Here is a 25,512-nt window from a genome sequence, read left to right on the forward strand (position 1 = left end):
TGCGGCCCGAAAACTGGACCCCTTAATGTTACGAATCACCGAACTCAAGCTGCCGATCGATCATCCGGAAGAAGACCTGCGCGTTGCGCTCTTGAAGCACCTGGGTATCGACAGCGGCGAACTGCTGGACTTTACCCTCTTCAAACGCAGTTACGACGCGCGCAAAAAGTCTTCCGAGCTGTGCTTCATCTACACCATCGACTTCCAGGTCAAGGATGAAGAGGCACTGTTGCGCAAGCTGGCCAATGACCGCCACGTCGGCCCGGCACCTGATGTCAGCTACAAAGTCGTCGGTCACGCTCCCGAGGGCCTGACAGAGCGTCCGATCGTCGTGGGTTTCGGACCCTGCGGCATTTTTGCCGGGCTGCTGCTGGCGCAGATGGGCTTCAAGCCGATCATCCTCGAGCGCGGCACCGAAGTTCGCCAGCGCACCAAGGACACCTGGGCACTGTGGCGCAAAAACGTACTCAACCCCGAATCCAACGTGCAGTTTGGCGAGGGCGGTGCCGGGACCTTTTCCGACGGCAAGCTTTACAGCCAGATCAAGGACCCGAAATTCATCGGACGCAAGGTGCTGCACGAGTTCGTGAAGGCCGGCGCGCCGGAAGAAATCCTCTATGTCAGCAAGCCGCATATCGGCACGTTCCGCCTGACGGGCGTGGTCGAGAACATGCGCCATCAGATCGAAGCACTGGGCGGCGAAGTGCGCTTTCAGCAGCGCGTGACCGACGTAATGATCGAGGATGGCCAATTGCTGGGCGTGCAGCTCGACAGCGGCGAGCAGATCGAGTCCCGGCACGTGATTCTGGCGCTGGGCCACAGTGCCCGTGACACCTTCCGCATGCTGCACGGCCGTGGCGTGTTCATGGAAGCCAAGCCATTCTCGGTGGGCTTCCGCATCGAACACCCGCAATCGTTGATCGACCGCGCGCGACTGGGCAAATATGCCGGTCACCCGAAGCTCGGCGCAGCCGATTACAAACTGGTGCACCACGCCAGCAACGGCCGCTCGGTCTACAGCTTCTGCATGTGCCCTGGCGGCACGGTCGTGGCAGCCACATCAGAGCCCGGTCGAGTGGTCACCAACGGCATGAGCCAATACTCACGCAACGAGCGCAATGCCAACTCGGGCATCGTGGTCGGTATCTCGCCGGAACAGGACTACCCTGGCAGCCCGCTGGCCGGTATCGAGTTGCAGGAGCGTCTGGAATCCCACGCCTATCTGCTCGGCGGCAGCAGCTACGAGGCTCCGGCGCAACTGGTCGGCGACTTTATTGCAGGCAGGGCCTCGACCGCTCTGGGCAGTGTTGAACCGTCCTACAAGCCGGGCGTGAAGCTGGTGGACCTTGCCGAGGCCCTGCCCGCCTTTGCCATTGAAGCTATTCGCGAAGCGTTGCCTGCGTTCGACAAGCAGATCAAAGGCTTCTCGCTGCACGACGCCGTGCTGACCGGCATCGAAACCCGTACCTCGGCACCGCTGCGCATTACCCGCGGGCCGGCTCTGCAAAGCCTGAACACCAAAGGCCTTTACCCGGCCGGTGAAGGCGCTGGCTATGCGGGCGGGATTCTCTCGGCTGGCGTGGACGGCATTCGGGTGGCTGAAGCGCTGGTGCGCGACATGCTGGGGATCGAGGGCTGACCCCAGGAAACAGGGCGTTCGATACATCGTCTTCGTGAGCAATGGGCATGGTATTCACGCCCATTTACGCCTGGCAATAAAAAACCCCGAGCATTGCGGCTCGGGGTTTTGCTGTGCGGTGTTGCAGATCAGTGAGTAACGCGGCTGGTGCCGTTGACGCTCATGATGCGCACACGCTCGCCGACCCGGAAAATCTCGTTTTCCTGAACCTGCTGCACGTAGGCACGCATGCTGCCGTCATCCTCACGCACGGTGATTTCGACACCTTGCGTACGGGTCAGGCCTTCCTCGGTCGCCGAACCCAGCAGGCCGCCGGCCACTGCGCCGATCACCGCTGCCACGATACTGCCGCGACCGCCACCGATAGCGCTGCCGCCCACACCACCAACGACTGCACCTGCCGCGCCGCCGATCGGGGTCTTGGTGCCCTCGATCTTGACCGGACGCAGGGATTCGATCGTTCCCATGCGAACTGTCTGTACGGTCCTGGCCTCGTCACGGGAGTAGGAATCACCGGTCAGATTCGAGGTACAGCCGCCCATCATCAGTGCCATGGCAGTGAACGAAGCAACCAGAAGAGCAGACTTGCGCATAAAAGGAATCTCCAGAGGAATCAGTGGCCATTAGACTACCCGACAAAGGCGCTGTCACGGCCCCGAGCCCGCAAATTAAATTGATTCAGGCCTCATACAGCCACGGCCCGTATAACGCTCAGACGATTGGCCAGACGAATAATTCAATCAGGGTGCAAGGCGCTCGCGTGTCCATCTGTCGTCTATCAAACGATAGTTCAAACGGTCGTGAAGTCGACTGGAGCGACCCTGCCAGAACTCGATCCGCTCGGGCAAAAGACGATAGCCACCCCAGTGCTCGGGGCAGTGTGGCTGGGTGTCTGCGAAGCGTTGTTCCGTCTGTCTGATCAGACCTTCCAGTTCGTCGCGATCGGCGATCACCCGACTTTGTGGCGAGGCCCATGCACCCAGACGGCTGCCCAGAGGGCGCACCTGGTAATAGGCGTCGGATTCTTGCGCAGAGACTTTCTCGACCCGACCCTCGATACGCACCTGGCGCTCCAGTGTCGGCCAGAAGAAGGTCATCGCGGCAAATGGACGTGCAGCGATCTGCTGGCCCTTGGCGCTTTCGTAGTTGGTGAAAAACGTAAAGCCCTGAGTGTCCAGGCCCTTGAGCAGCAGGACGCGGCAATGGGGACGTCCTTGCTCATCAACCGTCGCCAATGTCATGGCGTTAGCCTCGACCGGCGGTTGCTCGGTGTTCACCGCGTCGGCAAACCATGCATGAAAGAGTGCAAAGGGCTCGTCCGGCGATTGCGCTTCGGTCAACCCGTCGCGCGTGTAATCACGGCGCATATCGGCCAGGGTCTGGGTCATGCTCTGGTTCCTGCGAGGTCAGGGATCGACCCCACGCGAAGCGTCAGTGACGATCCGCGTGGGTGCTGACAGGCTTAGTTACTGGCCTGGCTGTCATCCTTCTTGGCGGGCGTTGCGGTTTTGGCCGGGGCCTTGGCGGTGGTTTTGGTCGCTGCCGGCTTCTTGGCCGCTGCGGTGGTCTTGGCTGGCGCGGCCTTCTTGGCGGTGCTGGCTTTGGCCGGTGCAGCTTTCTTGGCGGTGTCTTTCTTCGCAGCGGTTTTCTTCGCAGGTGCGGCGGCAGGTGCCGGGGCGACTGGCTTGACGTCCTGGGTCGCGACCATAGTCGGTGCAACTGGCGGCAGTGCGTAGCGGCTCATCAGCGCGCGCATGGTGTCCTGCGGCGTCATGAGGATCTCGACCCGGCGGTTGAGCGCACGCCCCTGCAGGCTGTCGTTGGCGGCGCGCGGCATCACCGCACCCATGCCACGCTGGCTCAGGCGATTACGCTCCAGGCCACTGAGACGGAAAATCGCGGCAACCGACTGCGCACGCTCCTGGCTGATCTTCTGGTTGGCTTCGGTAGGACCCGAAGTGTCGGCATGACCGAGAATCAGCACAGCAGTTTTCTGATCGCCTTCTACCACCTTGGCCAGACGGGTGATCGGACCCAGCGTGTTCGGCAGCAGCATGGCCGGACGGTCGGGGTTGAACGAGCTGTCGACGGGCGCGGTGATTGCCAGCAGGTCTTCGCGACGCTCCAGCTGGAAAGGGCTGTCCTTGATTGCAGCGCGCAGGCGCGGCTCGTATTCGTCCAGCCAGGCCTGGGTCACTTTCGGATCAGGCATCGGCAGCGCTTTCGGCTCGTCCTTGGCGGAGTCATTGCCAAACGGCCACCACCACTTGCTGTCGGTCTCCGACTTGGCAACCATCGCCGGTGCAGCAGGCTTGGCGGCCGGCTTTTCGGCCACGGCATCAGGTTTGGCCTGCGCGTTATCGTTCGAGCCGAACGGCCAGTACCACCGCGCGCTGTTTTCAGCACCTGCCTCAGGTGCCGGCGTTGCAGCAGCCTTGGCAACCGGAGCGGGCGCCGGGCTCGGTGCCGGAGCCTTGGCAGCGGTGCCTGCGTCAGCGGAGTCGCTGCCGGAACCGAACTGCCACCAATGGCCTCCGGTTGCAGCAGAGTCGGATTGTGGGGTTTGCGCACAGCCGGTCACGGCGATGCACAGGGCGAGAACGAGGCTTTTATTAGACGACATGGGTAACCCGCAACGGTTTTGATCAGACAGAAGGACGTAACTACGCCGGTATAACATGCATAAAGATGCAGTTGGAAAAAGAAACCGTCGTACGGTTCCTGTTACAGCCATTTAACTGACAGTCGGTATGAAACAAGCACTTATGGCCGATACTTACTGCAAACACTCACGCAGAACCCCGACCAGTTTCTGAGCGCGTGGGTCCATCAGAATGTACGGCCCCAAGGTGTTGGTAACGAAGCCAAAGGCAACCTCGCCATCAGGATCGGCGAAACCCACCGAGCCGCCCGCCCCCGGATGGCCAAAGGCCTTTGGCCCCAGGCCGTAAGTCGCGTTGGCAACGCCCGGCTGATCGAGCATGCAGCCCAGTCCCAGACGGGTCGAGGTCAGTAATGTCTTGTCCTGACCGAGGCTGTGTTCACGGGTCAGCTCATTGAGCATGTCTGCTTCAAGCAGGCTGCCATCGAGCAGACCGTTATAGAAACCGGCAAGACTGCGCGCATTGCCGTGACCGTTGGCCGCTGGCTGCTGCATGCGGCGCCACTCCGGCTTGTTGGTGCTGGTCATGATCGACGGCGGGTTGGTGAACGCCTTGGCTGTGATCGAAGCCGGTTCGCGCATCGTCGCCTGAAGCACGCGCTGGGCAGCGTCGTCACCGGCATTGCCTTTGCCACGCGCGATGTGGGCCACACGATGAAACTGGTCATCCGCCAGGCCCACATGAAAATCCAGCCCCAGCGGGCGGGCGATACGCGCAGCAATGGATTCACCGGGACCTCGACCATCGGCGCGGCGCAGCATCTCGCCCACCAGCCAGCCATAGGTGATCGCTGCATAACCATGCCCCTGACCCGGTGTCCACCAGGGTTCTTCGGCGGCCAGGGCGGCGGTCATGGTGTCCCACTGGTAAAGCGCTTCGGCAGGCAACGGCTCACGCAACGCGGGCAGGCCGGCCTGATGACAGAGCAATTGGCGCAGGGTGATGGAGGCCTTGCCCGCCGCGGCGAATTCGGGCCAAAGCCTGGCCACGGGTTCGTCCAGCTTCAACTTGCCCTCTTCGACCAGTTGCAGAACCGCCACGCTGGTGAAGGTCTTGGTGCAGGAGAACAGGTTGAGAATGGTGTCGGTGTGCCAAGCCTCGGCACCGTCCTTGTCGGCAGTGCCCGCCCACAGATCGATGACGGTCTGGCCGCCGACCTGAATGCACAAGGCAGCGCCGCGCTCCTGCGGGTCGTCAAAGAGCGCCGCAAAGGCTTCACGTACTGCTTCGAATTGAAGTTCGTAATGACCCTGGATCTGCAACGGCTGACTCCTGACTGGCAACATGAGCCTGGCGACAGGCTAAATGGCGCGTATTGTTTCAGCGATCGAGCGCTTTGGGAACAGATGTGAAACGCTCTTCATCTTTGGCTCAGGTTATTTCCCGGCGGAACGGTGGCAGCGCATTGAGAATCGCCTTGCCATAGCGCTGGGTGACCACGCGTCGGTCCAGCAGCGTGATGGTGCCGCGGTCCTCTTCGGTACGCAGCAAGCGGCCACAGGCCTGTACCAGACGCAACGAGGCATCCGGCACGGCGATCTCCATGAACGGGTTGCCACCACGCGCTTCAATCCACTCGGCCAGCGCGGCCTCGACCGGGTCATCCGGCACCGCGAACGGGATCTTGGCGATGACCACGTGTTCGCAGTAGGCGCCGGGCAAATCCACACCCTCGGCAAAGCTGGCCAGCCCGAACAGTACGCTGGACTCGCCGCTGTCGACGCGTGCCTTGTGCTTGTTGAGGGTTTCCTGCTTGGACAGATTGCCCTGAATGAACACCTGCTTGCGCCAGTCACGGTCCAGGCCGTCGAAGACATCCTGCATTTGCTTGCGCGACGAATACAGCACCAGCGTGCCTCGCGAACCTTCCACCAGACCCGGCAGGTCGCGAATGATCGCTGCGGTGTGGGCCACCGAGTCACGCGGGTCGGCCTTGAGGTCCGGCACGCGCAGCACACCGGCATCGGCGTGATGGAACGGGCTTGGTACCACGGCGGTCACCGCCCCCTTGGGCAGGCCGGCACGCATGCGATAGCGGTCGAATTTGCCCAGCGCGGTCAGGGTCGCCGAGGTAACCAGCGCCCCGTAGGCGATGTTCCACAAGTTGCGACGCAGCATTTCCGCCGCCAGGATCGGGCTGGCATTGACCTCGATATCGAACATTGCACCGCTGTCGGCCAGGGTCAGCCAGCGCGCCATTGGCGGGCTGTCTTCCGGGTCTTCGGCGGTGAAGGCTGTCCACAATTCCCAGTTGCCATGCGCGCGGGCCAGCAGGCTGCCGAACAGCGGATACCATTCTTCGGCCTGATGGCTGGCGATGCCGATGTTGACCTCACCGTCCATGCCTTCCTTGAGCAGCTCGGTCAGGCGCGTGAACAGGTCGTCGAGGCGCGCAAAGCCCTTCTTGAGCTCGATGCCCATCTCTCGAATGTGCTCGGGAATCACGCCGCCGACAAAGCGGTGACGTGGACGCTCGCGGCCCTGCATGTCTTCACCGGCGCGGAAATCCGCCAGTTGCTCGCAGGCACCGAACATGAACTGCTGATGGCCCTTGATCTCGCGGGCCAGCTCCGGCACCTGCTCGATCAGCTTGCCCAGATCGCCGGGCAGCGGATGCTGGGCCAGCAGCTTGGCGAGGTTCTTGGCGGTCTGTTCCAGCCAGTCGGCGGTCGATTTCAAACGGGTGTAATGGGCAAAGTGGCCGATGGCCTTGTCCGGCAGGTGATGACCCTCGTCGAAGACATACAAGGTGTCACGCGGGTCCGGCAGCACTGCACCGCCGCCAAGTGCCAGGTCAGCCAGTACCATGTCGTGGTTGGTGACGATCACATCGACCTTGCCCATGCCTTCCCGCGCCTTGTAGAAGGCGCACTGCTGAAAGTTGGGGCAGTGCCGGTTGGTGCACTGGCTGTGATCGGTGGTCAGACGCGCCCAGTCCTGATCGGCGAGTTCCTGCGGCCAGCTGTCGCGATCGCCGTCCCACTTGTTGCCCGCCAGCTTCTGCAACATGCTGGTGAAAAGCTTCTGACTGGCCTCATCGACTTCGATCTTGAAGCCTTCTTCCTCGAACAGCTGCGCGGTCGCGTTGGTCGCGTCACTTTCCTGCAGCAATGCGTCGAGCTTGGACAGGCACATGTAACGCCCGCGCCCCTTGGCCAGGGCGAAGGTAAAATTCAGACCGCTGTTGCGCATCAGGTCCGGCAAATCCTTGTAGACGATCTGTTCCTGCAGGGCGACGGTCGCGGTGGCGATCACCAGCCGCTTGCCTGCCGCCTTGGCAGTGGGAATCGAGGCGATGGCATAGGCCACGGTCTTGCCGGTACCCGTCCCGGCCTCGACGGCCACTACCGCAGGATCGCCCGAACGACGGCCCTCTTCATCGGTGTCAATGTCCCCCAGCACCTTGGCGACTTCAGCGATCATCAATCGCTGGCCATAGCGTGGCTTGAGGCTCTTGGCTTCGAGGAAACGCGAGTAAGCGCCCTGGATCTGGGTTTTGAGTTCGGTACTGATCATTGGCTTCGGTTCGGGGGCACGGCTAAAAAGGCTGGATAAATTTTCAGTAGTTCTGAGTGGGCGCTATCATAGCGCGCTAAATCCATCCGCGCAGAACGGAGTGTCCGATGACCGCTTTTTCTACTGTCTATACATTGCATCTGCTGGCTGCCCTGGTGTGGGTTGGCGGGATGTTTTTCGCCTGGATGGTGTTGCGCCCAGCAGTCATTGCAGCACTTGAAGGCCCTTCTCGCCTGAAAGTGTGGGTCCAGGTGTTTCCGCGCTTCTTCGCCTGGGTCTGGGCTGCGGTGGTGCTGCTGCCGATCACCGGCATCGGCATGATTCAGCTCAACTTCACCGGCTTTGAAACCGCGCCGCGTTATGTGCAGATCATGATGGGCCTGTACGTGGTCATGGTTGCGCTGTTTTTGCGTATCCAGTCATTGCAACTGCCGGAGCTGCGTCGTGCCGTGGAAGCCGAGCAGTGGGCCGAGGGCGCCGCGGCTTTGGGCCATATCCGCCGCCTGGTCGGCATCAACCTGATTATCGGTCTGGCCGTGGTCATGCTCGCCGCTGCTCGTCCGGGCCTTTGAGGTAAAACGGAACATCGCGGGGCACTGGCGGTGACACCGCGCACAGCTTGCGGGCGTTTTTCTGCCCGATCGGTCATCTTCTGCGCCTGATATCCAAGGTATTCAACATCTTGAAACAGTTTGGCATGGGCTGTGCAAACGTTTGCGATCAGCAGTACGCGCCCACGAAAAGGAGCTTCAATGCCACAGCCGCCGTTCACTCGACCCGCAACGCCCTCAAGATTTCTCATGCCTCTGCTGTTCGCCGCCGCTGCGGCGCTGCCATGCACCAGCGCGCTGGCACAGCCCGCCGCTACCGAAGACTCGGCGCAGGGCGAAGCACTCAGCCCGCCTGCCTCGCCCAAGGAAGGTAAAGGCGCGTATTTTTCAGACTGGTTCAACCAGGACCTGACGCTGATCGGCAGCAAGGACATCAGCTTCGGCCCCAAGCCTAACGATGACATCTACCTGGAGTACGAATACTTCGGCCGCAAAGGGCCGTTCGAGCTGTATGGCTATGTCGACGTACCGAAGATTCTCGGCATCGGCAATGATAATGACAAAGGCGTCTGGGACCATGGCTCGCCGCTGTTCATGGAGCACGAGCCACGCGTCTCGATCGACTACCTCGCCGGGCGCAGTCTGGCCATCGGTCCGTTCAAGGAATGGTACGTCGCCTTCGACTGGATCTATGACCACGGCAGCAATACGGCGAACCGGGCCAACACCCTGTACAGCGGCCTGGGCACTGACATCGATACCCACTCGCGGGTCAATCTGTCGGCCAACTTCTATGGCCGCTACCAGTGGGAGAACTACGGTGCCAGCAACGAATATTCGTGGGACGGCTATCGCGCCCAGCTCAAATACATCGTACCGATCAGCACGTTCGACAACGGCGCCTCACTGACCTACATCGGCTTCACCAACTTCGATTTCGGCTCGGACCTCAAAAACGATCCGGCACGCACCGGCAACTCCACGGTCGCCACCAATGTGCTGCTTTACGCCTTCACGCACCTGCGCTTCACCCTGGTTGGCCGCTACTTCCACAACGGCGGCAACTGGCAGGACGGCAGCGAGCTGAACTTCGGCGACGGCAACTTCCGCGCGCGCTCCGACGGCTGGGGCTATTACGCAGGCGTGGGTTACCAGTTCTGAACCTGATTATGACGACAGGAGTTTTCATGAAACACACAACTCGCAATACCCTCTGCGCCACGCTGGCACTGCTTAGCCCGGCTGTCTGGGCGGCTACCGCGCCGGTGGCACCGGTCACGCCCAAGGTCATGCTGGTCGCCATGTTTGCGCCCGAAGCACAGAACTGGATCGACCGGCTGCATCTGACCAAGGAGATCCAGGTGCCCGGCCTTGCCGCCGAGTACCCGGCCATCCGCTGCAATGATCAGGACGTCTGCCTGCTGGTCACCGGCATGGGTCAGACCAATGCCGCAGCATCGACTCTGGCCCTGGCCCTGTCGCCGCAATTCGACCTGCGCAAGACTTACTTCATCGTCGCGGGCATTGCCGGCATCAACCCGCACCACGGCACACTCGGCACCACGGCCTGGGCGCATTATCTGGTGGAATTCGGCACGCAGTGGGAAATCGACTCCCGCGATGTGCCCAAGGAATGGCCGACCGGTTATCTGGGCATCAACACCAAAGGTCCGAACGAGAAGCCGCCACTGGATTACAAGACCGAAGTCTTCGAGCTCAACCCCAAGCTGCAGGCCAAGGCGTTTGCCCTGTCGCACAAAGTGACCCTCAGCGAGAGCAAGGAATCAGCAGCCTGGCGCGTCAAATACCCTTATGCGCCTGCCAACCAGCCGCCGCAGGTCGCGCAGTGCGACACGCTGGCAGGCAATACCTGGTTTTCCGGCACGCGTCTGAGCGAGCGTGCGGAAGTCTGGACCAAGCTGCTGACCGACGGCAAGGGCGTGTATTGCACCACCCAGCAGGAGGATAACTCCACCTACGAGGCTCTGTTGCGAGCAAGCAAGGCCGGCAAGGTCGATGTCAATCGCCTGGCTGTCGTGCGCGCGGGTTCCGACTTCGATCGTCCGTATCCGGGTTACAGCGAGGTGGACAACCTGCTCAAGTACGCCGATCAGGGGGCCTTCGTCCCGGCGCTGGAAAACCTCTACCGCACCGGCAACCCGCTGGTGCAGGCGATTGTCGGCGACTGGAAGAATTGGGAGAAAGGCGTACCGCAATAATGTGATGTGAAGCGGCTCGCGACTGTCCGGATCATGGCCTTGCACCTGATCCGGACAGGCTCTCGCAGATTACAGACGTTGCAGGATCAACGCGCCTGCCGGTCCCGGAGCACCTGGCAGACCGGGCTCACCCTGTCTGCCAGCCTTGCCGCCTTCAGCGCGGTAGACGATACAGCCTTTTGACGCACCGCCCTTGCCTGCCTTGCCTCCTTCGCCCCCCTTGCCCGCCGCACCACCCGCGACATTCACCTTGATGCGCTCGGCCGGATAGCTCTGTGGCAGTTCAAGACGCACCTGTGCGCCCGCAGCGCCATCGTGACCATTACCGCCGCTGTCGCCGTTATAACCACGCCCGGCCTGGCCCCAGGTACAGCCCGGGTCTTCGCCCGTGCCGCCGTCCAGCCCGGCATAGCCAGGGCTGCCTGCGCCACCACGGGCGTCAATCGACAGTTCTTCGGCACTCAGGCTCTGCAGGCGCAGGGTCAGGTTGCGCCCTGGCCGTGCCGGTTTCTCGAAAGTACCCGGCGCGCCCCGCGCGGTGATCTGGCTGCCGGTGCCGAACTCACCGTGCAGCACGACCATATTGAACGCCTGCACACCAGGGACGATGGCGATTCGCGCTTCGTGCCCCAGCACCAGCTCGCCAATCTTCACATCATCGATCCCGGCCGGGATCAGCAGAGTGCCGTAGTCGGCCACTTCAAGGCGCTCGACCTGCAGAACGCTGCTGTTGCCAGGCAGACGCATCAGCGAGTGTGGCGCAACGATGATTGCCTGGGCCATGGCCAGAGGGCTGAACAGTGCCGCCAGCAGAACGAGCTTACGCATGAGTGTGCCCCCTGACCGAACGGCCGATGGATTGAACGTGAAAGATGCCGAAAAGAATGATTTTGCCCCGGTCGCGCCACGGATGCCGGCGACCGCGCAGGCTGCCGTTGAACAGAATCAGCTCCAGCAAATGAGTCAACAACAGCACCGCGCCTGCCATGTCGATCATCACGCCAAACGGGCTGGGCGCCTCAATCGCCGCGTTGACCAGCACCACCAGCCAGAAGCCCAGCATCAATATCTTTCCCAGCCCCCAAAACACCTTCATTGCCTGCCCACCCCTTGTCATGATCCATTACGAAATTGCAGTCTTCGCATGCTTTTCGTCGCCGCACAGTAGACGTGCTGTACGCCGAATATGCCAGCGGTGTGTTGAAAAAGATCCGCAATGATCTCGACGCAAGACAATGTTTGTGTTCGGCAATACTGCAATCAAGGATAGCGGACACCAAAAAGCCCTGTCACAAAGGATGCAGGGCTTTTTGCAGGACCTCTGATGTGTATCGAGCCTGTCAGGCCTCGCTGGGAGTCTTGGCCTGGACGACTGGACGTACCACCGGCACCGGGCGCTTGTACCACCAGACACCTGCCAATACTGCAGCAACGCCAACCCATTGCACGAACGTGAGCTGCTCATCGAAAAAGAAGAAACCGATCAAAATCGCCACCACCGGACGGGCCAGTGCAGAAATAGAGGCCAGTACCACATCGACGTGCCTGAGTGCATATGCCATCAGGCCATGGCCGAGAAGCTGGCTGATCAGCGCGAGCAACGCAATGACCACCCAGCCGTACACGGTGTCCGGCAGAACCTTCGGACTGGTGAGCAAAGCGATGGGCAGTAACAGCACTGCACAGGTAAAGCTGTTCCAGATAATAATCTTGCGAGACGTGAAGCAGTCGCGCAACGACTTGATCATGATCAGGTAGATCGCATAGAAAAGCGCCGAGTTGAGGGCCAGCAGGTCGCCGGTCACGCTCTGACTGGAAAATGCCACGCTGGCACTGCCGTCAAACACCAGCAGACACGCCCCGCCGATACTCAGGGCCAGCGCCAACACTTGATAGACGCCGATTTTTTCCTTCATGAACAGATAGGACAGCAGCGCCACGAACACCGGGGACAGGTTCATCAGGACCGACGTGTTGGCCATGCTGGTCAGCTTGACCGCCCAGTGATTGGACAGCAGATCCACACACGACACCACGCCCGACAGCACCAGCAACCAGAGCATCGCCCGCCGGCTGCGCGCCGTACCGATGGTCCCGGTCTCAGTGTTTTTACCTGCTGGCCAGGCAGCCAGCGCAGAGGCCATACCGCCCGCCATGAACATTCGCAGCATCAGGGTAGACGTGGCATCCACTTCACTGAGTTTGACGAACGCAATGGCGGAGGCCACACCGATGGTACTTATGATCAGTGCCAGAACGGGCAGAAACGCCTTATTACCCACCTTCATGACGGTCCCTCGAAGTTATAGGAGTTGAGTGGCGCAATGAATGCCGCCGAACTGCTTTTGATGCTCTGTACAGGCGATCAGATGAACATGACAGTCATGCTCAGCCAACTGATCAAGCAGGCGCACCGGTGCGTTCTGATCGATCCAGACATGGTTGCCCAATGACAATGCATTTGCGCACCATGCAGCCATCATTTCTTCGTCCAGCGGTATCAGCCCGATACCCGCGACCTGTGCTGCCTGGCGAAGCGTCAGGTCCTTGTCAGTCAGTTGCCAGCCCGATGACACGCGCCGATAAACGTTGACCAGGGATCGGTCGGCTGCGTCCGCTCTTTTCGCGTCGACCAGCAGGGCGTCGCGCAGCAGGCAGGCGTAGTGATCCAGGTGAAACTGTTCCGGATTGCGCCATACGTCCTGCACCGCCAGCACAACTTCACCCTTGAGCAGGTTTGAAGCCAGCAAGAACTCCAGCACCGGGAGCTCGGTACGAAAGCCGGTGTTGATCACGGATACGCGTTCATTTTCCAGATAGTCGCCGCCCTCGAGCACCTGATCGAGTTCGACGGGAACGTGACCATGTGCAGCGACCACCTGCTTCACCACATCAACCTCACGCGCCCTGTCCTGACGCTTCAGACGCCCGAAAACCGGCTGTCCACCTACGTTCATGAAGTGGTCACGCGGAAACAGAAGTCCGTACAGCGGTTGAATCCGGTAGCTCTCGTAGGTAGCGTCCGGACTGATCCGGCCCAACTCGTCATCGTCATGCAGCCGCAGCTCAGGCTGGTTGATGATGATCTCGGCCAACTCCTGCCGACTGCAGCGGAACAATTGCTGGTGAGCAAGCTGCTGGCGCCCGTGTTCGACGTTGTCGGCAAAGCGCAATGCATGCCTTGCCAACCGCCGCATATCCTCGATGGCGACATGCGGACCGTCCTCGCTGAACAGCGCATCGGACAGGAAGACGGTCGGGAAACCCGCTGCATTGAACGAACTGGCCATAGCCATGACATCGGCATCTGCCTGCCGAAGCGAATACGGCTGCTGCGATTCCATGAATACCGACATGGAAACAGGCTGCACGACAGAGGGAAGCTGCAGGAGCACTTTCATCCAGGGTTCCAGAAATCAGGTTGCGCGGATCGACGTCTGCAAAATATTCATGCACTGCACAATGGCCTGCTCTATCGCAGCCTGGCTGTCGGCGGCGAAGTGCAGTCTGGCGGGGATATCCTCGTAGCTGAACGCACTTGAATCGCCCTGAGACTGCACGCTGCTATAGGTCAGCAGCGGATGGGAGAGCTCCATCTGCGGATCGAAGGTGAACCCGCCGGGGAACGGATTGGGCATCATCAGAAAACCGGTGATTCGGGTGTCTAGCGGAGCGATGGCCACTTCGAGCGCGGCGCGGGTCCAGAGCTCATATAGGTCGATCCCCTCGCTGCGCAACGCGACAAACGGAATCTCGCCGCCACCGACGCGACCGCCGATCTCCAGAAACACCAGCTCGCCACGACGCTCGATGATTTCCAGGTGAATGGCCTGGTTGTGCAGGTTGAGACGCAGGCAGACTTCTTCGGTGAACGCGCGAACCCGCGCGATGAATGCCCGGTCATCGACTGTGACCGAGCCGAGCGGCAGGCCGTTGCGAAAGTCCAGGCAGGTGTTCAGGTACTTGGACACCTTGAAGTACGGCATGCTGTCGGCCGCCAGTATCGCGTCGACATGATAAATATCGCCTTCTATATATTCTTCGACTTCGTAGCCATTGAAATCCGGCAGGTCGGGTATGTCTTCCAGGCGTTCGATCTTCACCACGCCGTCCGAGGCGGCGCCAACCTGGGGTTTCAGGATGACCGGAAAGCCGTGCTCGCGACAGAAGGCTTCGACGCCGCTGCGCGACGCTACATTCCGGTACTGAGGATAACGAACCGAAGAACCGGTCAAGGCTTCCTTCATGCTCGCCTTGTTACGGCACAGCAGGTTATCGGCGACCTTGGCACCAGGTATGTTGAATTCGGTACGCACCAGCGCAGCGGCATCCAGATCGTATTCCGAAAAGGCGATCACGAAATCGACGGGCTGACGACGATGAATGGCCCGCGCTTCCTGAAGTATCAGATCGGCGTCCAGTACGCTGACTTCGACCACATTGGCGCTGACCTGCGGATCAATAAGTCGCGAGTGCCCTGCCAGCGATATGTAGGAGACATCGACCTGCGAGTGATCGATGTAGTTGCGGTAGTCCGAAAGCTCGTCGTCATAGCGGTTGATGATCAGGACATGCTTCATACGATTCCAACCTCTGTGTGTACCCGCCCGACGAGGCTTCTTAAAAGCGCCTCGTCGGCGCCGCCGAACATGACGTAGCCAATTCTTGAGGTCCAGTCCTGATCGGAGCCCAGAGCATCTCCGGACCGGTAATACACCTGATGCGAGAGGTAATACGGACTGTCGAAAATGTCGGAGAGCCCCTGCAGTTCGGTAAATTCGCTCTTGTCGCCTCGGGGGATGAAGGCGATGGCACTGACGCCGTTCGCACATGGCACAGTGCGACTGTCGATGTCCAGGTACTCACACAGCGTCTCTTTGGCCAGGTCAATGCCGCTGGCACGCCTGATCAACTCGACGATATTGTCGCCTGGAAGGCGGGCCGCCAGTTCAACCGCCACCGGCTGGCCTTGTGGCGTTACACGCAACTCCAGATGGAACGGCCCGACGTTGAGCTTTATGGCCTCAAGCACCGCCAGCGAGTATTCGGTCAGCACCTTGCGAAACCCTTCGTCATAGCCCTGGCCCACAATGTGACCGACTTCGACGAAATACGGCTCCGAGCCGAGCAGTTTTTCCGTGATGGACGCAAGGGTGACGCTGCCATCGCTGCGCACGATGCCTTCGACACTGTATTCCGTGCCGGGAATGTACGCTTCGACAATCAGCCGGCCACTGGCAGTAAAGCCGATGTCGTCGGGCAATGATTGACGGAATGTCTCCACCGCTTCGATCAACTCTTCATGGCTGTAGAGCTTGCGCACACCGATGCTGCCCGCCATATCGATCGGCTTGACCACCGCCGGAAAGCTGAAGCCCTCCGGCACCGATACCGGGGCGTGGGCATCCAGAAGGAAAAAGCCGATAGTGCTCAGCCCCGCGTCAGTCAGCCGACTGCGGAAATTGAATTTGTTGCGCACTTTCTGTACTGCACTGTCGTGCAGATGCGTTGTGCCTGACGCAGCCCCCAGGCGCGCGGCCATGGGCACGGCGTACTCCACACCGGGAAGAACGGCGCGGATGTTTCCCAACTCATTGATTTTCTCTAGCTGTGCATCGAAATCACCGGTGTCGATTTTGATGACCTGACGCACCTTGGCCCGCAACTCAGCGTTGAGCTCCTGCTCGCCACCGTCACAGGAAAACACATAGACATCGACGCCCAGTTGCTGCGCCGCATTGATATAGTTAATGCCGGATGAAACAGGATCAATGACAACGATGGACATGGCTCAGTCTCCGACTATCCAAAACTTTCAAGTTCACACAAGGGAAGGTTCTTTAACTTGCCGATCACCCCATCCGACCCGACGCCGATGGTGAGCGTGTCGTGCATCAAGTGTTCGCCAATGGCGAAGTCAGGGTGGGTCCATTCGGAAAATGGAAAGTTGGTGACCTGAACGTCGCATTCAACCGTCTTGCGGAAGACCTCTATACACCCCGCGTGATAATCGCTTAGGCCTGCACGATTGACGGCGTAAATGGCAACTTCACTAATACCGTACTTCGTCACCAGTTCCTGTGCACGGCTCAGTGCCGCCCCCATTCCACTTCCACCGCTCACGACATTCAAACGACTCAGGGACTGTTCATAGACCGGCAAGGCAGGACTTGCAATTGAATACTCCAACGGTTCGCCAATTGGCCACTTCACCAACAAGCCCGAGAACAGGCCACCCTCACGCAACTTCACATGGCAGGTCAGGCTGTCGTAATCCTTGCCACCCAAGGTGACCACGGAATAACTTCGTACCGCTGAACCCTCGGGGTATTTCAAGCTGATGACCGACTTGGCGTTATAAAAAACCTTTTTGACCTCAAGCACGACTTCCATGATTTGCCCGGACAGAATCCGTTTGCTTTTCAGCCTGGCCTTATGAAAAGTGCTGATCGCAACGCGGATATCAATATCCGTTTCAGCACGACTGACGCATGGCAAAAAGGCTTCATTCAAGGCAACGACTTTTCCCTGTTCCAGAACGCGACCCGAAACAAGTGTGCACTTGCACACTCTGCACACCCCTTTGAGACACCCCCTTACCAACGCTTCATGAGGAAGGGCATCGGTAAGGGGGTGCTGACTCTCGGCGGTGTAAGTCTGGTCTCCAATACGAACACTGTAGATTGCCATTACACCGACCTTGAGTAAGGTGTATTAAAGCGTTGCTGCACGCAGGGCCTGGAAGTACTCACCGACCATCGGCACGAATGCCTTGATATGAACGACAGCCTTTTGCAGATCCTTCTCGTCCTTGATAACCGACGCCAGCATGTTGTTCATCATGCCGCTGTGGTCCTCGGCTTCGTCGAAAGCCACGTGCGAAGCCGCTCCGCTGACCGCTGGCTGGCCCATGCTGGCGCTGGCCTTCTGAGTGATGAACGAGCTGTACTTGTCGCCGTAGTATTCAAGGAACCAGTCCCAGGTGATCGAGGACAATGGCCCGAACTTGCTGACGCAGAAGTTCAGGTAACCCATGAGTTTCCAGGTTTCCGGAAAGGCGAACTGCGCCTGAATATCGGAAGGGGAATAGCCGTACGTAGCGAGGTCCTGACCGAACATTTCGTCGTGGCCGAACTCATCATACAAATAGTAGGACAATTGTTTGGCCGCGGAAATGTTATCGACCGCCGCAACCTGTACAGCCCGTGCGTCCAGTTCGTTGTTCATGTGAATGCGGATCACGCACTCCAGGATATGACGCTTGTAATAAGACTCATTGAACCAGTCGCCTTTATGGAACTCGCCCATGACAGTGTCTTTTTTGAATTCTGCTTCCAGGCAGGCGTCAACGGTGCTTTCAAGCGTCTTTAGCATCTCAGCGGTGGATATCATCGTTTGCTTCTCTCCATGTTAATCATTAATGGCTTAATGACATTTAATGTTCAGCGCCATGCTGAACCGTGTTATCCGTATCACAACAAAACAAATGACCGACGGCCTGAACCGAGAGCAAAAGCTGATCGAGTGGTCAAACAGCGATTGCGTAAAACAAAAAATGACGTCAAACAGGCGCCCCTGCCTATTACCAGATGCGGCAGCTGAACAACCAGCGCTTTTTTAATAGCTGTACCGGCACGCACCCGGATGACCCGGGCAATATCATTGCTTTGCGTATCCAAGGCGCACAGAAAAGCGGTTCATCATAATGAACGCCGCACGCCTAATAGCCCGTGGTCAGAATATTCTGCATGCCCGCCGGACACACAGTAAGTGCCACGCCTTTATCAAGGCATCGCAGAAAATACAATTGAGTTACATTGAAGGTGTTCAGGCGTCGCGTCCATGCAGTCACTCTTGGGATCCAATTTGTGCCGGGGATCCTAATACCTCTTAAAACAGCTTGCAAGTAACTTTATAATCTAAGTATCTGCCAAATGGCTTAATGAACCAGTCGCTGTACCTGAAGGCCCGTGAACGACGCTTTCCAGACCTCGCCGGGCAGGCTAGTCTTGTCAGCCAACCAGAGGACTTTCAATGACCGTCGGCTACTCGAACCGTACGCCCCAACAAGCGCTGGCTGCCTTGCTCGATCGCTATGCGCCGCAGCGCCTGCTGTTGATCGGCGCTCAGGCGTTCCCGGCGTTGCAGGCCTTTCAGGAGGCCCATCCCAAGACTGAGGTCGCGCTGGCCGAACCCGGTGCGCTGCCTGCCCATCTGGCTGCGCAACGTTTCGATCTGGCGCTGGTGGTCGATTGCCTTGAGCACATCCCCAAGCGTACCGGCCTGGAACTGTTGGGTGGCATCCGCAACCTCAACGCCAGCCGCATCGCGGTGCTCGCCGATTTGCAGGCCTGCGGCTGGCAGGAGACGGATTTTTTCTCGCTGGCGCTGCAGTCCAGCGAACGCTTCGCTCGCAACGAGCAGGTACTGAACCTGTTTACGTACGACTTGCGTGAGTACAAACAGGTGCCCGACTGGCTGAACGCGAAGTACTGGGCCAACCCGGAGAATTTTGGAAAGTATTGGTGGTGACCTATGAGTAGTGCCATTTGCCCTTGCGGCAGCGGCGATCTGTTGCTGGCCTGCTGCGGTCGCTATCACGCAGGTCAGCCTGCACCCGGCGCGGAAAAGCTGATGCGCTCGCGTTATAGCGCCTATGTGTTGGGGCTGACCGACTATCTGGTACAGACCACTCTGCCGGTGCAGCAAGACGGGCTGGACCGTGAGGCTATCGCGCAGTGGAGTGCGCAGAGCACTTGGCTGGGGCTGGAGGTGGAAAGCTCGGAGGTGTTCGGCGGCAAGCCGGAGCATGCGTTCGTGACCTTTACCGCTCGCTGGCATGATGGCAATGGTGAGCACAGTCATAAGGAGCGTTCGTCGTTCGTGCAGAATCAGGGCCGCTGGTATTTTATCGACTCTACCGTGCCGTTGAGAGCTGGGCGTAATGATGCGTGTCCGTGTGGCAGTGAGCAGAAGTTCAAGAAGTGCTGCTCGGCTTATGTGGACTGAGTTGCGTCTCTTTGCTTGAGCGTCGAGAACTCTGCGGTTGACCATCGTTCCCACGCTCCGCGTGGGAATGCAGTTCGTGACGCTCTGCGTCACACAGCGGTCTGCCTTATCAGGTGGATTGGGCTCACCTTAAAACTCCAATTGCGCCGAGAACGCGACGGTGCGTGGGTCGCCCAGGTAGCTGCTGTTGAGCCAGTATTCCTTGTTGGTCAGGTTGCTGACATTGACGCGCAGGGTCAGGTCGTTTTCTGAGAGGCGCAGGCGGTAGCGGGCTCCGGCGTCGAAGGTGGTGAAGGACGGCAGGTCGTTTTCGTTGCTTTGATCGGTGTATTGTTTGCCGGTGTAGAACGCCCCACCAGTCATGGCCAAGCCTGGTACCGGGTTGATGTCGTATTCGGCATAGACCTTGGCCAGTTGTTTGGCGACGTTGGTCGGCACGTTGCCTTCATCTGCGGCGACGCCGGTTTTCTTGATTTTCGGGTCCAGTAAGGTGAAGCCGCCAACCACAGTCAGTTCCGGAATGACCTTGCCGGTGACGCTGAATTCCAGGCCGTTGTTTTCCTGACGTCCGTCAACCACGTAAATGTTGCCACCGGTGGTGTAGCCGTTGGGCTTTTCGATGTTGAACAGCGCCAGGGTCAGCAGGGTTTCGCCCAGCGTCGCCTTGGCACCAATTTCGTATTGCTCGCTGATTTCAGGCGCAAACGCCTGGCCGGCATTGAGCGTACCGCTAGGCGCGACGCCACCCGATTGCAGGCCTTCTATATACGTCGCATAGGTGGTCAGCCACGGCAGTGGTTTATAGACCAGCGAGATATTTGGCGAGGTCTTGCTTTCATTGTATTTCGTCTCGGTTTCCGCCGAGCCGAACGCCTTGGCATAGACGAACTCGTTGGCGTAGGTTTTGATCTGCGTGTTGGTCACACCCAGGATCGTTGACCATTGTTCGTTGAAGGTGATGACGTCACCGATCAGGACATTGTTGCTTTCCGAACTGTTGGCCAGGCGCTGGTCGCCATGCCCGATCGAGTACGACGGTTTACCGACCTGAGGCATCTGGTCCAGCGGTATTGTGCCCACCGGCGAGGTGTATTGCGGGCCTGGCTGATCGGGCGTGTACGGGATGTGATCCTCGTACTGTTTCTGGCGCGAGGTATTGCCCTGATAGCCCACGGTGACCTTGTGACCGATGAAACCGGTATCGAACGTCGCATCGAGAAACAACGAGCCGGTCTTTTCTTCGGTTTCAATCGGGGCGAAGGCATACAGCGGCTGCGAGTAAAGGCCCGCGCTGTAGACAGTCGGCCCGGTGTAGGTGTTCTCCGAGGTGTACTGCTGGGCAGCGAAGGCTGCGCGCAAGGTGAACGTGTCGTTCAAGCGCCATTTGGCGCGAACACCGGCCTTGTCGGACTCGTAATCGGAAAACGACCACTTCTGGCTGTAGAGCTTGTCGTTGTCCAGTGATGCCGCGCTGGGACGCAGGGACTGGTCACCGAAATACCAGTAGCTGGTCAGGCCGCGAATCTCGGTCTTCTTGTGCGAGGCGTCGAACTGCACCAGCAGATCGTCGGACACGTTCCAGTCCAGCGCCAGGGAAATCATCTCGCGACGCCGCTTGTTCAGATCGACGGCCGTTTCGCCATCCTGGGTCAGCACATTGAGGCGATAGGCGAATTTGCCCTCGCTGTCGATCGGCCCGCCGAAGTCACCGTGCAGGTAGTAATTCTCACCCCCGGCATTGCCCAGGGTGACGCTGTTGTAGCGTTGATAGGTCGGGCGCTTGAGCACGTAATTGACCAGCCCGCCCGGCGAGGCCGGACCATACAGAAAGCCGGTCAGCCCGGTAATGACTTCCAGCTGTTCCATCTCTTCCATGTAGTTGCTGCCGTCGGCACCGTTGGTGAAACGCAGGCCATCATTGGCGATGTTCAGGCTGCCCGCGCTGCTGAAACCACGAATGTTGACGGCACTGGCGTAGCCGGCGCTGGTCGGCGAGTACATCTGGGTGAACGGGTTGTGCTTGATGACATCGTCCAGCGAGGTGGCCTGGATGTTTTTCAGCAATGCCTGAGGCGTGACGCTGATGGAATAAGGCGTGTCCTGCAGCCTCATGCCACCCAGCGCGCCGACGCTGCTGACGGTCTCGCTGCGATAACCCGCTGCTTCCGAACCTTCGAGGGGCGTGCTATTGGCGTTGATGTTGACGTCCGACAGGTTCAAGGCGTTCTGTTCCATGACCATCAGCGTGTAGGTGCCAGCGCTGCTCTGCACCAGTTGCAGACCGCTGCCACGCAGGGCCTCGCGCAAGGCCGTCGCCGCATCGAAATTGCCTTTCACCGCTGAGCTGGTTTTGCCGGCGACCAACGCCGGATCAAGACTCAGTGCCAGACCACCCTGGCTGGAGATCCGATTCAGCGTGGTCGCCATCGGGCCTGCGGGCAGATCATAGGCAACCACGCTGGCCTGCTGCGCCGCCATCGACAGCGGGCTGGTCAGAGGCGTGCACAGGGCGATCGCCACGGCCAACAGACTGGGACGCAGAAGGGTGTCTAACGAACGGGACATCGGGCAACTCCTGATGGAATACTTCTCAATGCCTGTTAGCCGGACGAACGCTCGAAAGTAACAGGGCTGATTGAAAATAATTCCGTTTCAGGATTCAGCGGGCTCGCAGCATCACTCCGGGATGATCTTCAGATGCGACGTATCGGGCGCCTCCTGCGACTCGGGCTTTTCCACCTGTCCCATGTCGCTGCCCACCGGGGCCAGGCTCAAACGCGAGAGATCCAGCAGCGGCGCAACAGGCTGAGGCTTGCCGGGCAGCAACTCGACGCCCGCTTCTGCAACCGAGTAGTCCGGCGCATCGACGTCCACGAAAGCCGCCATGTAAGCGTCGCGCGGTTTGATCTGCAAACGCCCCGGACTGACCGAGGTCTTGCGCAACCAGGTCGGTGCGTCGGGCGGCGGCGCCAGTTCGACTTCTTCCATGGGCGGTGGCGTATTCATTTCCAGCACACGCACCAGAGCACCTGCGCGCTCCAGGGTGGCACGGTATTTTTCTGCGGTTGCGGCGTCGAGATTGTTTTTCAGAACCAGTCGGCGCCCCGAGAACAGGAGGTCCAGACGTTCAGCATCCGCATTGAACAGCTTGCCAAGGTTAGCCCTTACCTTCTCGGGTTGTGCTCCGGCGACGAGTTCAGCGCTGAAGACAATTTCGTAGAGATTCATGGAAGAAGACACCGATATGCACGTCAGTAAAAGTATGGCGTAGCGTGATACAGCGCAATAAGCGCGTTGCCGTTGAACGTCGAGTTGGTAGACTCAGGCGTCAAAGGGAGCACATCCATGTTTTTTCAGGCGCACATTACAAGAATCATAAGCCTTGCGTTGATCCTGTTCGGGCTCGGCGGATGCTCACTCCTGAGTTTTGACCGCACTCAGGAACCGGAAGTGCATTTGCTGAAGGTCCAGGTGGTCAAGGCAAGGCTGACACAGCAGGATTTCAAGCTGTACTTCGAAGTTGAAAACCCCAACGAAGACAGCTTGCTGGTGCGTGGCCTGAAGTACAAGATCACCCTCAATGACGTGGTCCTCGTCGATGACACGTTCAGCGACTGGTTTGTCGTCGACGGTAATAGCCGCAAAACCTTTGTGGTGCCGATTCGCACCAACCTCTGGCGCTACGCACGGTACATCGCTCAACTGCTGAAAAAGCCTGATGAGCCGATCCATTATCGGCTGGACGGCAAGCTCAAGACCGGCATCGTATTCAGGCACAACGTCCGCATCGGCACATCAGGCGATGTGCTGCCGCACGACCTGATCCAGCGCCGATGATCATTCCGGCTATCCGCCCAGCTTGCCCTTGATCAGTTCCAGAAGAAACTTCCAGATGTCCGCGGCCCACAATGCCCGATTGACGGCACTGATCAGCGCACCGCCGAACGATCCCAGCAGAAACCCCACGCCCGTGGTGTTGCGCGGGTCTGCCACGCCAAGGTAATCACTGGCAATGCCGGTGAGAAACACAGCACAAGCCACACCGGTCACCAGAAAAACCAGCCAGGCACGCCAGTCAAGCAGACCTGCCTTATGCCACCAGCCAGAAATGATCGCACCCACCAGACCGGCTACCAGCCATTCGCCTCGGTCTGCCAAACCATTCAAGATATCCATCGCTTCTGACTCCGTTCAAGAAATACAGCCGTTCACGAACACAGAAAAATTCAGACACTGGGGGACCTGCCGGGAATTGCTGCGGCGTCGGCACCGTTCAAAAATCATAAAATTAAGCATGCTTAAAAAAACAGGCAAACATATGCCGTCAACCCACCGCGCTACCGGGCGAGGATCAGAGGCTTGAGGTCAATTATCGATGTAGCGCTGCCAGCCGATCCTTATCGAACCGTCTGGCTGACGGTCAATCTCGATGCCTTCGGTCTCTTCGATTTCCTGCAGCACCACGTTCCAGCTGTCCAAGGGCTCATCATCACGACGGACGACGATGACCCACTGGGTCTTTTGAACATTCGGCGCGGAGACCAGCCGTTGAATGCGCTTGCCGATCTGTTCGTAGGAAGACCTGCCTGTCGATCCATTATTACTGCCAGCCATGATAGCCTCCGAGGCATAACTGTATATAAATACAGTATTCCAGCTGCATGAACCTCGCAAGCATTTCGTAGGACGTGTCCTGCCGAGCATCTTGGACAAAAATGCCCGCACGCCCTGCCACGCAAGGCTTACAGCCTGCCAGTCATCCTCACGGCCACGCCGATAATGCGACAGTCGGCACCGCACTCGATCATTTTGTACGCCGGGTTCAAGGGCTTCAGGTAGCGTGTGCCACCATCCTCGACCAACTTCTTGAACGTCGCCTCGTTGCTGGCGGGCAGCTTGGCGATGACCAGCCTGCCAGGCTGCACGTCGGCCTCCGTGTCCACCAGAATAAGCATCCCTTCCGGCACGCTGACGCCGGTGGGTGCGGTCATCGAATCGCCCTTGACCTCCAGCCAGAACGCCGGCCCCTTGGAGTCGTAGTCGGAGATTTCATAGCGGTCGGAAAAACCGTCGGGGTAAGGCTGAACCGCCTCTTCCCACGAGCCTGCCGAGACCCAGCTGATCACCGGATAACGGAAGGACATTTTCGGCTGATCGATCAGCGCAACGTTGGCGTCGAAGGCAGGCGCCTTTTCCGGCCCCTCGCCAATCGCCAGCCACTCGGCACGAAAGCCCGTGGCACGAGCCAGTGCGTAAAGGTTTTCCGGCCTCAGGCTCTTGCTTTCTCCGCTGATCCACTGGGTGACGGCAGAGTTGGCCACGCCGCAAAGGGCGGCAATCTCACCTTTCTTCAGGCCACTGGCGGCGATTGCCCTGGCGATGCGTTCCTGTCGGGTCATGGAGTCGGCTCTGCACATGGAATAAAGAACGCTGAAAAACGCTCGACTAAAACTAAGCATACTTAAAAATCGATGCTATGCGAATCCTGATATGGCGATACTGCTTTGCCATGATTTGCGGGATAATGCGCGCCAGTATTAATTGCGGAGTAAAACCGATGAACCAGCAAGCCCATGTGCATGGCCCCGATTGCGACCATGATCACGATCACCACGACCACCAGCACGGCCATGTACACGGTCCGAACTGCGGTCACGCCCATCAGGAGCCAGTGCGCAATACCCTCAAGGATGTCGGTCGTAACGATCCCTGCCCATGCGGCAGCGACAAGAAATTCAAGAAATGCCACGGCGCGTAAGGCGCGGAGCATTCTGACGACGGCCTGCATTGCAGGCCGTTTTCATTTGAGTGTGCTGCATGCCTTCAGTTAGGGACCTAAGGCATGTAGCCACTGGCTGCCATGTAGCGCAGAGCGTTGCGAACTAAAGGCGTCTGGTCAGCCTCTGCAAAATCCT

At 59.2% G+C, this 25,512-nt stretch carries 27 protein-coding genes; 9 read left to right on the forward strand and 18 right to left on the reverse strand.

The window, feature by feature from the left end; translation table 11 throughout:
- Window positions 1–25: 25 nt before the first annotated feature.
- Window positions 26–1,639, forward strand: coding sequence for an NAD(P)/FAD-dependent oxidoreductase (locus ACW55A_RS07575; RefSeq protein WP_003431164.1), 1,614 nt, complete (start codon window positions 26–28; stop codon window positions 1,637–1,639).
- Window positions 1,640–1,767: 128 nt separating this feature from the next.
- Here ACW55A_RS07575 and ACW55A_RS07580 read toward each other — a convergent pair whose 3' ends face one another.
- From ACW55A_RS07580 to dinG, 5 genes are all read right to left on the reverse strand, one after another.
- Window positions 1,768–2,232, reverse strand: a complete 465-nt coding sequence (locus ACW55A_RS07580; RefSeq protein WP_003363510.1) for an outer membrane lipoprotein — start codon at window positions 2,230–2,232, stop codon at window positions 1,768–1,770.
- Between the two features lie 147 nt (window positions 2,233–2,379).
- Window positions 2,380–3,027: a pyridoxamine 5'-phosphate oxidase gene (gene pdxH, locus ACW55A_RS07585; protein ID WP_003363512.1), complete on the reverse strand. Its 648-nt coding sequence runs from the start codon at window positions 3,025–3,027 to the stop codon at window positions 2,380–2,382.
- A gap of 74 nt (window positions 3,028–3,101) precedes the next feature.
- Window positions 3,102–4,262 carry an OmpA family protein gene (locus ACW55A_RS07590; RefSeq protein WP_455808742.1) on the reverse strand — a complete coding sequence of 387 codons (1,161 nt, stop codon included), beginning with the start codon at window positions 4,260–4,262 and terminating at the stop codon, window positions 3,102–3,104.
- Between the two features lie 153 nt (window positions 4,263–4,415).
- Window positions 4,416–5,564: an EstA family serine hydrolase gene (locus ACW55A_RS07595; RefSeq protein WP_003363516.1), complete on the reverse strand. Its 1,149-nt coding sequence runs from the start codon at window positions 5,562–5,564 to the stop codon at window positions 4,416–4,418.
- Window positions 5,565–5,673: 109 nt separating this feature from the next.
- A complete protein-coding gene (gene dinG, locus ACW55A_RS07600) occupies window positions 5,674–7,818 on the reverse strand; it encodes an ATP-dependent DNA helicase DinG (RefSeq protein ID WP_003402334.1) in 2,145 nt (714 codons plus the stop codon).
- 107 nt (window positions 7,819–7,925) lie between these two features.
- Between dinG and ACW55A_RS07605 the strand changes: the two genes are divergently transcribed.
- The 3 genes from ACW55A_RS07605 (at window position 7,926) to ACW55A_RS07615 (ending at window position 10,588) form a co-directional block, all read left to right on the forward strand.
- Window positions 7,926–8,390 (forward strand): CopD family protein, encoded by a 465-nt coding sequence (locus ACW55A_RS07605; protein ID WP_003363517.1) that lies wholly within the window; start codon window positions 7,926–7,928, stop codon window positions 8,388–8,390.
- A 228-nt stretch (window positions 8,391–8,618) separates the two neighbouring features.
- Complete coding sequence (locus tag ACW55A_RS07610) at window positions 8,619–9,530, forward strand: nucleoside-specific channel-forming protein Tsx (protein ID WP_003363519.1); 912 nt, start codon at window positions 8,619–8,621, stop codon at window positions 9,528–9,530.
- A gap of 26 nt (window positions 9,531–9,556) precedes the next feature.
- A complete protein-coding gene (locus ACW55A_RS07615; RefSeq protein WP_455808740.1) occupies window positions 9,557–10,588 on the forward strand; it encodes a purine-nucleoside phosphorylase in 1,032 nt (343 codons plus the stop codon).
- 69 nt (window positions 10,589–10,657) lie between these two features.
- On the opposite strand, the gene ACW55A_RS07620 is transcribed toward ACW55A_RS07615, so the two are convergent.
- The 8 genes from ACW55A_RS07620 to ACW55A_RS07655 form a co-directional block, all read right to left on the reverse strand.
- Window positions 10,658–11,416: a hypothetical protein gene (locus tag ACW55A_RS07620; RefSeq protein WP_498810929.1), complete on the reverse strand. Its 759-nt coding sequence runs from the start codon at window positions 11,414–11,416 to the stop codon at window positions 10,658–10,660.
- Window positions 11,409–11,684 (reverse strand): DUF1145 domain-containing protein, encoded by a 276-nt coding sequence (locus ACW55A_RS07625; protein ID WP_003363526.1) that lies wholly within the window; start codon window positions 11,682–11,684, stop codon window positions 11,409–11,411. The genes ACW55A_RS07620 and ACW55A_RS07625 overlap by 8 nt, the downstream gene beginning before the upstream one ends.
- A 244-nt stretch (window positions 11,685–11,928) precedes the next feature.
- Window positions 11,929–12,876: a DMT family transporter gene (locus tag ACW55A_RS07630; protein WP_498810928.1), complete on the reverse strand. Its 948-nt coding sequence runs from the start codon at window positions 12,874–12,876 to the stop codon at window positions 11,929–11,931.
- Between the two features lie 15 nt (window positions 12,877–12,891).
- Window positions 12,892–13,989 (reverse strand): arginine deiminase family protein, encoded by a 1,098-nt coding sequence (locus ACW55A_RS07635; RefSeq protein WP_455808738.1) that lies wholly within the window; start codon window positions 13,987–13,989, stop codon window positions 12,892–12,894.
- A 15-nt stretch (window positions 13,990–14,004) separates the two neighbouring features.
- A complete protein-coding gene (locus tag ACW55A_RS07640; RefSeq protein WP_060708184.1) occupies window positions 14,005–15,168 on the reverse strand; it encodes an ATP-grasp domain-containing protein in 1,164 nt (387 codons plus the stop codon).
- Window positions 15,165–16,376 carry an ATP-grasp domain-containing protein gene (locus tag ACW55A_RS07645; protein WP_455808737.1) on the reverse strand — a complete coding sequence of 404 codons (1,212 nt, stop codon included), beginning with the start codon at window positions 16,374–16,376 and terminating at the stop codon, window positions 15,165–15,167. Before ACW55A_RS07645 ends, ACW55A_RS07640 begins: the two co-directional genes overlap by 4 nt.
- Window positions 16,377–16,390: 14 nt before the next feature.
- Window positions 16,391–17,278, reverse strand: coding sequence for a 2Fe-2S iron-sulfur cluster-binding protein (locus tag ACW55A_RS07650; protein ID WP_455808735.1), 888 nt, complete (start codon window positions 17,276–17,278; stop codon window positions 16,391–16,393).
- Window positions 17,279–17,302: 24 nt separating this feature from the next.
- On the reverse strand, window positions 17,303–17,980 hold the full coding sequence (locus ACW55A_RS07655) for an iron-containing redox enzyme family protein (protein ID WP_003363540.1): 678 nt from the start codon (window positions 17,978–17,980) through the stop codon (window positions 17,303–17,305).
- 46 nt (window positions 17,981–18,026) lie between these two features.
- On the opposite strand from ACW55A_RS07655, the gene ACW55A_RS07660 reads away from it, so the two are divergent.
- The 3 genes from ACW55A_RS07660 to ACW55A_RS07670 all read left to right on the forward strand — a co-directional run bounded on the left by ACW55A_RS07660 (window position 18,027) and on the right by ACW55A_RS07670 (window position 19,597).
- A complete protein-coding gene (locus tag ACW55A_RS07660; protein ID WP_054082124.1) occupies window positions 18,027–18,209 on the forward strand; it encodes a hypothetical protein in 183 nt (60 codons plus the stop codon).
- 413 nt (window positions 18,210–18,622) lie between these two features.
- Window positions 18,623–19,120: a DUF6231 family protein gene (locus ACW55A_RS07665; protein WP_455808734.1), complete on the forward strand. Its 498-nt coding sequence runs from the start codon at window positions 18,623–18,625 to the stop codon at window positions 19,118–19,120.
- Window positions 19,121–19,123: 3 nt separating this feature from the next.
- The gene (locus ACW55A_RS07670) at window positions 19,124–19,597 is read left to right on the forward strand and encodes a YchJ family protein (RefSeq protein WP_003431189.1); all 474 of its coding nucleotides are present in this window, start codon (window positions 19,124–19,126) and stop codon (window positions 19,595–19,597) included.
- 129 nt (window positions 19,598–19,726) lie between these two features.
- On the opposite strand, the gene ACW55A_RS07675 is transcribed toward ACW55A_RS07670, so the two are convergent.
- Both ACW55A_RS07675 and ACW55A_RS07680 read right to left on the reverse strand, forming a co-directional pair.
- Window positions 19,727–22,162 (reverse strand): TonB-dependent siderophore receptor, encoded by a 2,436-nt coding sequence (locus ACW55A_RS07675; protein ID WP_455808733.1) that lies wholly within the window; start codon window positions 22,160–22,162, stop codon window positions 19,727–19,729.
- Between the two features lie 111 nt (window positions 22,163–22,273).
- Window positions 22,274–22,825, reverse strand: a complete 552-nt coding sequence (locus ACW55A_RS07680; RefSeq protein ID WP_054082123.1) for a hypothetical protein — start codon at window positions 22,823–22,825, stop codon at window positions 22,274–22,276.
- A gap of 117 nt (window positions 22,826–22,942) precedes the next feature.
- Here ACW55A_RS07680 and ACW55A_RS07685 point away from each other — a divergent pair, with 117 nt between their 5' ends.
- Complete coding sequence (locus ACW55A_RS07685) at window positions 22,943–23,434, forward strand: LEA/WHy family protein (RefSeq protein ID WP_003363550.1); 492 nt, start codon at window positions 22,943–22,945, stop codon at window positions 23,432–23,434.
- Between the two features lie 9 nt (window positions 23,435–23,443).
- On the opposite strand, the gene ACW55A_RS07690 is transcribed toward ACW55A_RS07685, so the two are convergent.
- From ACW55A_RS07690 to ACW55A_RS07700, 3 genes are all read right to left on the reverse strand, one after another.
- A complete protein-coding gene (locus ACW55A_RS07690) occupies window positions 23,444–23,773 on the reverse strand; it encodes a hypothetical protein (protein ID WP_003314406.1) in 330 nt (109 codons plus the stop codon).
- Between the two features lie 189 nt (window positions 23,774–23,962).
- On the reverse strand, window positions 23,963–24,211 hold the full coding sequence (locus ACW55A_RS07695; RefSeq protein WP_003363552.1) for a DUF1654 domain-containing protein: 249 nt from the start codon (window positions 24,209–24,211) through the stop codon (window positions 23,963–23,965).
- 128 nt (window positions 24,212–24,339) lie between these two features.
- On the reverse strand, window positions 24,340–24,996 hold the full coding sequence (locus tag ACW55A_RS07700; protein ID WP_003431195.1) for a LexA family protein: 657 nt from the start codon (window positions 24,994–24,996) through the stop codon (window positions 24,340–24,342).
- A 158-nt stretch (window positions 24,997–25,154) separates the two neighbouring features.
- Between ACW55A_RS07700 and ACW55A_RS07705 the strand changes: the two genes are divergently transcribed.
- Window positions 25,155–25,355: an SEC-C metal-binding domain-containing protein gene (locus ACW55A_RS07705; RefSeq protein ID WP_003431196.1), complete on the forward strand. Its 201-nt coding sequence runs from the start codon at window positions 25,155–25,157 to the stop codon at window positions 25,353–25,355.
- The last annotated feature ends 157 nt before the right edge of the window (window positions 25,356–25,512 follow it).

The sequence above is a fragment of the Plantibacter cousiniae (nom. nud.) genome (genome assembly GCF_977070315.1).

Excerpts from the sequence above, each read along its gene's own strand:
- ACW55A_RS07575 (WP_003431164.1), top strand. The coding sequence starts at position 26 with ATGTTACGAATCACCGAACTCAAGCTGCCGATCGATCATCCGGAAGAA.
- ACW55A_RS07580 (WP_003363510.1), bottom strand. The coding sequence starts at position 2,232 with ATGCGCAAGTCTGCTCTTCTGGTTGCTTCGTTCACTGCCATGGCACTG.
- pdxH (WP_003363512.1), bottom strand. The coding sequence starts at position 3,027 with ATGACCCAGACCCTGGCCGATATGCGCCGTGATTACACGCGCGACGGG.
- ACW55A_RS07590 (WP_455808742.1), bottom strand. The coding sequence starts at position 4,262 with ATGTCGTCTAATAAAAGCCTCGTTCTCGCCCTGTGCATCGCCGTGACC.
- dinG (WP_003402334.1), bottom strand. The coding sequence starts at position 7,818 with ATGATCAGTACCGAACTCAAAACCCAGATCCAGGGCGCTTACTCGCGT.
- ACW55A_RS07605 (WP_003363517.1), top strand. The coding sequence starts at position 7,926 with ATGACCGCTTTTTCTACTGTCTATACATTGCATCTGCTGGCTGCCCTG.
- ACW55A_RS07610 (WP_003363519.1), top strand. The coding sequence starts at position 8,619 with ATGCCTCTGCTGTTCGCCGCCGCTGCGGCGCTGCCATGCACCAGCGCG.
- ACW55A_RS07615 (WP_455808740.1), top strand. The coding sequence starts at position 9,557 with ATGAAACACACAACTCGCAATACCCTCTGCGCCACGCTGGCACTGCTT.
- ACW55A_RS07620 (WP_498810929.1), bottom strand. The coding sequence starts at position 11,416 with ATGCGTAAGCTCGTTCTGCTGGCGGCACTGTTCAGCCCTCTGGCCATG.
- ACW55A_RS07625 (WP_003363526.1), bottom strand. The coding sequence starts at position 11,684 with ATGAAGGTGTTTTGGGGGCTGGGAAAGATATTGATGCTGGGCTTCTGG.
- ACW55A_RS07630 (WP_498810928.1), bottom strand. The coding sequence starts at position 12,876 with ATGAAGGTGGGTAATAAGGCGTTTCTGCCCGTTCTGGCACTGATCATA.
- ACW55A_RS07635 (WP_455808738.1), bottom strand. The coding sequence starts at position 13,989 with ATGAAAGTGCTCCTGCAGCTTCCCTCTGTCGTGCAGCCTGTTTCCATG.
- ACW55A_RS07640 (WP_060708184.1), bottom strand. The coding sequence starts at position 15,168 with ATGAAGCATGTCCTGATCATCAACCGCTATGACGACGAGCTTTCGGAC.
- ACW55A_RS07645 (WP_455808737.1), bottom strand. The coding sequence starts at position 16,376 with ATGTCCATCGTTGTCATTGATCCTGTTTCATCCGGCATTAACTATATC.
- ACW55A_RS07650 (WP_455808735.1), bottom strand. The coding sequence starts at position 17,278 with ATGGCAATCTACAGTGTTCGTATTGGAGACCAGACTTACACCGCCGAG.
- ACW55A_RS07655 (WP_003363540.1), bottom strand. The coding sequence starts at position 17,980 with ATGATATCCACCGCTGAGATGCTAAAGACGCTTGAAAGCACCGTTGAC.
- ACW55A_RS07660 (WP_054082124.1), top strand. The coding sequence starts at position 18,027 with ATGTTCAGCGCCATGCTGAACCGTGTTATCCGTATCACAACAAAACAA.
- ACW55A_RS07665 (WP_455808734.1), top strand. The coding sequence starts at position 18,623 with ATGACCGTCGGCTACTCGAACCGTACGCCCCAACAAGCGCTGGCTGCC.
- ACW55A_RS07670 (WP_003431189.1), top strand. The coding sequence starts at position 19,124 with ATGAGTAGTGCCATTTGCCCTTGCGGCAGCGGCGATCTGTTGCTGGCC.
- ACW55A_RS07675 (WP_455808733.1), bottom strand. The coding sequence starts at position 22,162 with ATGTCCCGTTCGTTAGACACCCTTCTGCGTCCCAGTCTGTTGGCCGTG.
- ACW55A_RS07680 (WP_054082123.1), bottom strand. The coding sequence starts at position 22,825 with ATGAATCTCTACGAAATTGTCTTCAGCGCTGAACTCGTCGCCGGAGCA.
- ACW55A_RS07685 (WP_003363550.1), top strand. The coding sequence starts at position 22,943 with ATGTTTTTTCAGGCGCACATTACAAGAATCATAAGCCTTGCGTTGATC.
- ACW55A_RS07690 (WP_003314406.1), bottom strand. The coding sequence starts at position 23,773 with ATGGATATCTTGAATGGTTTGGCAGACCGAGGCGAATGGCTGGTAGCC.
- ACW55A_RS07695 (WP_003363552.1), bottom strand. The coding sequence starts at position 24,211 with ATGGCTGGCAGTAATAATGGATCGACAGGCAGGTCTTCCTACGAACAG.
- ACW55A_RS07700 (WP_003431195.1), bottom strand. The coding sequence starts at position 24,996 with ATGACCCGACAGGAACGCATCGCCAGGGCAATCGCCGCCAGTGGCCTG.
- ACW55A_RS07705 (WP_003431196.1), top strand. The coding sequence starts at position 25,155 with ATGAACCAGCAAGCCCATGTGCATGGCCCCGATTGCGACCATGATCAC.